General features: G+C 63.0%; 8 protein-coding genes. All 8 read left to right on the top strand.

Translation table 11 applies throughout. The features are described from left to right. A partial coding sequence (locus Q0J60_RS05785) for an SEC-C metal-binding domain-containing protein (RefSeq protein ID WP_294439425.1) occupies positions 1-1,110 on the top strand: 1,110 nt, incomplete at its 5' end. Between the two features lie 3 nt (positions 1,111-1,113). After that, positions 1,114-2,211, top strand: coding sequence for a peptide chain release factor 2 (gene prfB, locus Q0J60_RS05780; protein ID WP_294439423.1), 1,098 nt, complete (start codon positions 1,114-1,116; stop codon positions 2,209-2,211). A 108-nt stretch (positions 2,212-2,319) separates the two neighbouring features. Then, complete coding sequence (locus tag Q0J60_RS05775; protein ID WP_294439421.1) at positions 2,320-3,138, top strand: transketolase; 819 nt, start codon at positions 2,320-2,322, stop codon at positions 3,136-3,138. Positions 3,139-3,234: 96 nt separating this feature from the next. After that, positions 3,235-4,173 carry a transketolase family protein gene (locus Q0J60_RS05770; RefSeq protein WP_294439419.1) on the top strand — a complete coding sequence of 313 codons (939 nt, stop codon included), beginning with the start codon at positions 3,235-3,237 and terminating at the stop codon, positions 4,171-4,173. Positions 4,174-4,594: 421 nt separating this feature from the next. Continuing rightward, positions 4,595-5,299 (top strand): cell division ATP-binding protein FtsE, encoded by a 705-nt coding sequence (ftsE, locus tag Q0J60_RS05765; protein WP_245962346.1) that lies wholly within the window; start codon positions 4,595-4,597, stop codon positions 5,297-5,299. Next, positions 5,292-6,203 carry a permease-like cell division protein FtsX gene (gene ftsX / locus Q0J60_RS05760; protein ID WP_294439418.1) on the top strand — a complete coding sequence of 304 codons (912 nt, stop codon included), beginning with the start codon at positions 5,292-5,294 and terminating at the stop codon, positions 6,201-6,203. The genes ftsE and ftsX overlap by 8 nt, the downstream gene beginning before the upstream one ends. 13 nt (positions 6,204-6,216) lie before the next feature. Beyond that, positions 6,217-7,476 (top strand): S41 family peptidase, encoded by a 1,260-nt coding sequence (locus Q0J60_RS05755; protein ID WP_294439414.1) that lies wholly within the window; start codon positions 6,217-6,219, stop codon positions 7,474-7,476. A 47-nt stretch (positions 7,477-7,523) separates the two neighbouring features. Next, the coding region (locus tag Q0J60_RS05750; RefSeq protein WP_294439411.1) for a hypothetical protein at positions 7,524-7,737 on the top strand (214 nt) is incomplete at its 3' end.

Below are 7,737 nucleotides of genomic sequence, written 5' to 3'. Positions count from 1 at the left end.
GAGCGCCACGAGTCTCGCCGTATCGACAATCAGCTGCGAGGCCGTGCCGGCCGTCAGGGCGACCCGGGTCTGACCCAGTTCTATCTCTCGCTCGAGGACGACCTGATGCGCCTGTTCGGCGGCGACCGTATGGATTCCATCGGCCGCATGATGGAAAAGACCGGCGCCACCGACGACATGCCCATCCAGGCAGGCATGGTGTCCAAGGCCATCGAGAGCGCGCAGCGCCAGGTGGAGACCATGCACTTCGCCGCGCGTAAGAACGTCCTGGAATACGACGACGTGATGAACCTGCAGCGCAACGCCATCTACAACGAGCGCAACGCCATCCTCGACGGCAAGGACCTTACCACTCGCATCGAGGACATCGTGCGCGACGAAGTGGAAAACGTGGTGGAGCAGAACTGCCCCCATCGCACGGCGAGCGATGACTGGGATATGCATGCGGTGAACCTGTGGGTCGCCGACATGTGCGGTCGCACCGATTTCGATGCGGAGAAGGTCGACCACGACGACGACCCCGCCCTGCTGTGCGATGCTATCGTCGATTATCTGTTGGGCGTGTATCGCGAGAAGGAAGAGCAGCTGGGCAAAGAGATCATGCGCGCGTGGGAGTCGCAGGTCATGCTCGGCATCATCGACTCGCGTTGGATGAACCACCTTCAGGCCATGGACTACCTGAAGGCGGGTATCGGCCTGCGCGCCTTCGGCCAGCGCGATCCGCTTGTGGAGTATAAGGAGGAGGCCCATGCCGCCTTCGCCGAGATGACGGCTTCGATGTACGAGGATTTCCTGCGCACGCTTCTGCGTCTGCAGCTGGCGGCCCCCGTGCAGCAGGAGCAGGCATCTCCGCTCGAGGGCAAGGTGAGCTATTCGTCGCCCGAGGCCACGTTGAATGCGCGCATGATTCCCCAGGCCGCCCAGCAGCGTCGTGCGCCGCAGGGTGAGGCCGCGCAGGGCGCGGGCGCGCCCAAGCCGCAGCAGCCTGTGACGCGCACCCCGTATCGCAAGGATGAAAGCGACGACCCGTATGCCAATGTGGGCCGCAACGACCCCTGTCCTTGCGGCAGCGGCCTGAAATTCAAGAAATGTCACGGAGCTAACAGGTAGGAAATGGCTGATTCGGATAAGGAAATAGCGGCTGCGGCCGAGCGGCTCGATGCCGCCCGGTCGTATCTGCATATCGAGGATAAGGAAAAGCGCCTCGCCGAGCTGGACGAAGAGGCGGCGCGCCCCGGCTTTTGGGACGATGCGTCCCACGCCCAGGAGGTATCGAAGACCGCGAGCAATCTGCGCGACACGCTGGAGGCGTATGGCCGTGCGTGCGGCTTGCTCGACGATGCCCGTACCGCCGCCGACCTGGCGGCGGAGGACGAGGCGTTTGCGGCCGAAAAAGACGACGCTTTGCGCACGCTTGCCGCGATGCTCGATCAGTTCGAAATCGACTCGTGGTTCTCGGGCGAGATGGATGGCAATGACGCCATCGTGACCATCAATCCCGGTCATGGTGGCCTTGAGGCGCAGGACTGGACCGAGATGCTCTATCGCATGTATACGCGCTACGCCGAGAAGCGCGGCTGGAAGGTCAAAGTGCTCGATGTGGTGCCGGGCGAGGGCATAGGGCTGGACAAGGCGCAGTTCCAGGTGGAGGGCAAAAACGCCTACGGCATGCTGCGCAGCGAGAACGGCGTGCATCGCCTGGTGCGCATTTCTCCCACCGACGACAAAAAGCGCCGCCAGACCACGTTCGCGGGCGTGGAGGTGCTTCCCGTGGTGTCCGACGACATCGAGGTCGAGCTTAACCCCTCCGATGTGCGCGTGGATGTGTATCGCTCCAGCGGCCCGGGCGGCCAGTGCGTGAACACCACCGATTCTGCTGTGCGTCTTACGCATGTACCCACGGGCATCGTGGTCACCTGCCAGAACGAGAAAAGCCAGCTTCAGAACAAAGAGGCGGCGTTCAGGGTTCTGCGCGCCAAACTCTACGAGCTCGAGTGTCGCAAGCGCGAGGAAGAGATGGACGCCTTGCGCGGCGAGAAGCGCGACAACAGCTTCGGCAGTCAAATTCGCAATTACGTTCTGTATCCTTACCAGCTGGTGAAGGACCTTCGTAGTAATATTGAGACCGGCAACGTCGACGCGGTGCTCGACGGCGACATCGAGGATTTCGTCATCGGCTACCACCGCTGGTGCGTTGCCGAGCAAGGCTAGCTCAGCTCGACGGGGCGCGCATCCCGTCGGACGAGGCGAACGACCAAGTTTTTGACGCCCTAGGCGTTGACAGTAAAAGGCGAGAGAAAAAGAGAGAAAGGGCATCCCTTGAACCTCGAAGAGCTCAAAGGCAAGGCCAACGACATCCGCGTGGACATCGTGAAAATGGTCGCCGAAGCGGGAAGCGGTCATCCGGGCGGATCGCTTTCGGCGGCAGACATCATGACCGCTCTGTATTTCGGTGGTGTGCTGAAGCACGATTCCCAAAACCCTCAGGATCCTGCACGCGACCGCTTCATTCTTTCGAAGGGCCATGCGGCGCCCGCGCTGTACGCGACGCTGGCCGAGGCGGGCTATTTCCCTGTTGAGGAAACGCTCACGCTGCGCAAGCTGCACAGCCGTCTGCAGGGTCATCCCGATTGCCGCAAGCTTCCCGGCGTCGAGGCTTCCACCGGCTCTCTGGGCCAGGGCCTTTCCATCGCGTCCGGCATGGCGTGCGGCCTGAAGCTTGACGGCTCTGATTCCACCGTGTTCACGCTTCTGGGCGACGGCGAGTGCCAGGAAGGCCAGGTGTGGGAGGCGGCTATGTTCGCTGCGCACCGCGGCCTGGACAACCTGGTCGCCATCGTGGACCACAACCATCTGCAGATCGACGGAAACATCGAAGACGTGTGCTCCCCTGAAAGCCTGATCGCCAAGTTCGAGGCGTTCGGCTGGGCCGTGTTCACGTGCGACGGCAACGACATGGAAGCGGTGCTGTCCACGCTTTCCGCCGCCAAGAGCTCGCGCAACGGCGCCCCCAAGGCCATCATTGCCGAGACCACCAAGGGCAAGGGCGTTTCGTTCATGGAGGGTCAGGCCGGCTGGCACGGCAAGGCTCCCAACGCCGAGCAGACCGTTCAGGCGCTCGAGGATCTGGGCGCGTAAGGCGCGTTTTCGTTTGACGTTTTCGCCGCCGCGCGGAAAGCTCCCGTGCGGCCTCGATGGGCGAATGACGTTCGCCCCATAGAAGGAGAATCACTCATGGCAGATAAAAAAGCGACGCGCGCCGCGTACGGCGAGACGCTTGTAGAGCTTGCGAACGCCGGCGAGCCCGTGGTTGCCGTGGAGGCCGACCTGTCCGGCTCCACCACCACCAAGAAGCTCGGCGACGCCTATCCCGAGCGCCTGTTCAACGTGGGTATCGCCGAACAGGACATGGTGGGCGTGGCAGCGGGTCTGGCGCTTACGGGGCATACCGCCTTCACCGGGTCGTTCGCCGTGTTCGGCACGGGCCGCGTGTACGATCAGATTCGCAACACCGTGTGCTACGCGAACCTCAACGTGAAGATCGCCCCCACGCATGCGGGCGTAAGCGTCGGCCCCGACGGCGGCAGCCATCAGATGGTGGAGGACATCGCCCTCATGCGCGTGCTCCCCAACATGCGCGTGCTGGTTCCGGCCGACTACGCCGCGGCCAAGGCAGCCATCAAACTCGCCGCGCATACGCCGGGTCCCGTGTATGTGCGCATGGGCCGCGCATCGGTGCCGTGCGTCTACGACGAGGGCATCGAGCTGGAGATGGGCCGCGCCTACGTGCTGCGCGAGGGCAGCGACGTGACCATCGTCGCATGCGGCGTCGAGATCGACGAGGCGCTCAAAGCTGCCGACGCCCTCGCCGAGCAGGGCATCTCCGCCGAAGTCATCGACGCGTTCTGCGTCAAGCCTCTCGATGCGGAGACCATTCTCGCGTCGGTCGGCAAGACCGGCTGCGTGGTGACCGCCGAGGAGCACTCCGTCATCGGCGGCCTGGGCGGCGCCGTGGCAGAGCTGCTCGCCGAAGAGCATCCCGCGCCGCTTGTGCGCGTGGGCATGCGCGACGTGTTCGGTACGTCCGGCGAATTCGAGGAGCTTATGCGCGAGTTCGAGCTCGACGCGCAGGCCATCGTCGAAGCCACCAAGAAGGCGATTGCCCGCAAGTAGAGCAGTCTTTCAAAGGAAATCTTTGCATGGCATGAGGCCGTGCGATGAACATTCTGTGACCGCCGCGCCTGTTCGCGGCGGTCTTGCTACAATATTCAGGTTAAGTCCAGTAATCATGATTTGAACGGAGCATTCTGTGACGAACACCAACGACGCGCAGCGCCGCGCTCGCCAGGCAACAGGTGCCGCCCCCGTGGGGCGCCATGCCGCGCCGGCACGCAATGCTGCACCCGCACAGCCGGCTCGTGCCGGTGCTCCCCGGGTCGCCTCTCAGGCCACCGGGGCCATGTCTCCCGTTCCCGCGCAGGGCGTCGCCCGCCCCCAGGGCGCTCACGGCCGCCCCGCGAATGCGACGGGAACCCTTCCCGATCTGTCGGCCTCGCTGCCCACGCTTTCCGTCGAGGACGTGCAGCAGCAGCCCATGGGCGCCCCGGTCATCACGTTCGACCACGTGACCAAGGTGTATCCCGCCCAGCCCAACCGCCCCTCGCTGCACGACATCTCCGTGCAGATCTACGCGGGCGAGTTCGTGTTCCTGGTCGGTCATTCCGGATCGGGCAAATCCACGTTCATCCGCCTCATCATCCGCGAGATCAAGCCTACCGACGGCAAGATCTATATCGCCGATGAGGACCTGACCACCATGCGCAACTGGCGCGTGCCGTATCTGCGTCGCAACATCGGCTGCGTGTTCCAGGACTTCAAGCTGCTTCCCAATAAGACCGTGTTCGAGAACGTGGCCTTCGCGCTTGAGGTAATCGGCAAGAGCCGCCACGTCATCAAGACGCAGGTGCCCGAGGTGCTTCGCCTGGTAGGCCTGCAGGACAAGCTCGATAAGCGCCCCGACCAGCTTTCCGGCGGCGAGCAGCAGCGCGTGTCCATCGCGCGCGCCATCGTGAACCGCCCGCCTCTGCTGGTGTGCGACGAGCCTACGGGTAACCTTGATCCTCAGACCTCGCGCGGCATCATGGACCTGCTCGAGCGCATCAACCGCACCGGTACCACGGTGCTCGTGGCCACGCATGACCGCGAGATGGTTGACAACATGCGTCGTCGCGTCATTGCGCTGGACAACGGCCAGCTGACCCGCGACCAAGACAGGGGGGTGTACGGCTTCGATGTCTAGCCTGTTCTATTTCTTCAAAGAGTCGCTCACGGGCTTCAGCCGCAACCTCGGCACCGCCCTGGGCTCCATCGTTACGATTTTCCTTTCGTTGCTCATCATCGGCATCTTTCTGGTGGGTGGCGGCATCGTGAACAACGTCATGTCCTCGGTGGAGGAGAAGGTTTCTATCACCGCCTACGTGGCAGACGACGCCGATCAGTCTTCGATCGATTCGGTGATGTCCACCGTGCAGTCGTGGTCCGAGGTGGCGAATGTGGGCTTCACCACGAAAGACCAGGCGCTTGAGAACTTCGAAAAGTCCATGAGCTCCAGCGAGATCGTGGCGCAGCTCGACGGCCAGAACCCGCTTCCCGCCTCCATCGACATCGAGCTTTCTGACCCGCAGATGGTCGAGTCGGTGGCGCAGCGCCTTGCCGAGGATTCGACGTTCCAGTCCATCTGCGACAATCCGGAGGACCCCACCGACAGCGTGAAGTACGGCGCATCGAGCGTTGAGCGCCTGTTCGAGGTCACCAACTACGTACGCTACATCGGCGTCGCCCTGATCGCGCTGCTGATTTTCGTGGCGTTGGTGTTCATCAACAACACCATCCGCCTGGCCATCCTGGCGCGTCGCAAGGAGATCTCCATCATGCGTCTCGTGGGTGCGTCGAACGGCTTCATCCGTGGACCCTTCCTGATGGAGGCGGCGTTGCATGCCATTATCGGCTCGCTTCTGGCCATCGGCTCTTTGGAGCTGCTGCGTCGCTTCGCGCTCTCGCGCGTGTCCGATGCGTTTATGTGGCTGCCTGTCGACCTCTCCGGCAGCGTGTATATCCAGATCTACGTGACCCTCATCGTGGCTGGCCTGTTCATCGCCGCCGTGGGTGCGTTCTTCGCGATGCGCCGTTATCTGAAGGTGTAATGCACTCTATATCATGAGACCGCGTTCTAAAAACCAAAAGAAGCCGAGCACGCGCAACACGAGGGTGGTCAAAGCGCTCACCCTCGTGATAGGCGCGTGCCTGCTTTTCTGCGCCGGGTTCCTTGTGCGCAACGACGACGGCTTGATGCAGCGTTTGGGAGTCGTCTCGTCCGCGGACGCTTCCGCGGCCGATGCCTCATCCGTATCGTCGGATGGGCTTTCGTCCCGCGTCGCCGAGGTCGAAAGCATCCTGCAGAGCGAAAGCCTGGATTCCTTCGACCTGGACGCCTCCACGTCGGCATCGATCGAAGCGTTCCTCGAGAGCACCAACGACCCCTTCACCCGCTATTACAGCGATGCCCGCTATACGGCCTACGTCAAATCCTCTACTGAGGAATATCCTGGCGTCGGGGTGCTTTTCGCCGAGTCCAACGGACGTGCCTATGCCCTTGATGTGTTCGAGGGGTCTGCCGCTGCGGATGCGGGGGTTCAGCCGGGCGATTTCGTGATCGCCATCGACGGTGACCGCTCTCAGGAATGGTCGGCCACGGAGGCGATTAACGCCGTGCAGCGTCAGGCCGGCTCCACCGTGGTCATCACGTGGATGCGTCCCGAGAATGACGACGCCTCGGCCGGCAGCGAGTTCTCGACGTCCCTCGAATGCTCGGATTACGAAGAGCCCAACGTGAGCATCGATTTGGTTGACGAGTCGGTGGGCTATATCAAGCTCGCCCAGTTCACCCAGAATTCCGATTCGCTGGTGCGTCAGGCCATCGACCAGCTGAGCAGCCAAGGCGCTCAGTCGTTCGTGCTTGATCTGCGCGACAACCCCGGCGGCTATCTCACCAAGGCCGTGGACGTGGCGTCGCTGTTCATCCGAAGCGGCGTCGTGGTGGAGATTGTCACCGTGGACGCCAGCACCACCAAGCAGGTATCGGGCGAGGTTGCCACGGATGCTCCGCTGGTGGTTATCGTGAACGAGAACACGGCGGGCTCCGCCGAGGTGCTTGCCGCCGCGTTGCGCGATACCGAGCGCGCGACCATCGTGGGCACCACCACGATGGGGAAGGGTTCGGTCCAGGTGACCAAGCCGCTTTCCTTCGGCGGTGCCTTGCGCTACACAGCGGCGCGCTATAAGAGTCCTGACGGCTATTCCATCGACCAGGTGGGCGTGACGCCTTCCATCACGGTCTCGCAGCGCGAGGGCAACGAAGCTGACGAGCAGCTTGACCTTGCGGTCGATACAGCGGCCTCGCTGATTCAGCAATCTTAAGGCGCGCGCCCGTCGGGGCGCGCGTTTCGCTATAGAGGAGGGTATACGTGCCTCATTCCCGCACACGCAAATCCAAAGCCCGCCGCACCCCTAAGGCGAATCCGCGGGGCGTGTTGGAGCTCACCGGCGCCGGATACGGATTCGTGCAGACCGCCGAGGGGGAGTTCTTCATTCCCGCATCCAAGACAGCGGACGCCTTTGACGGCGACTTCGTCGAGGTGAGCCGACTGTCTCACGGGCATGAGGGCCAGCGCGCGTATG

The organism is uncultured Slackia sp. (assembly GCF_944321625.1).
Lineage (GTDB): Bacteria > Actinomycetota > Coriobacteriia > Coriobacteriales > Eggerthellaceae > Slackia.
This window is presented reverse-complemented; position numbering and strand designations above follow the sequence as displayed.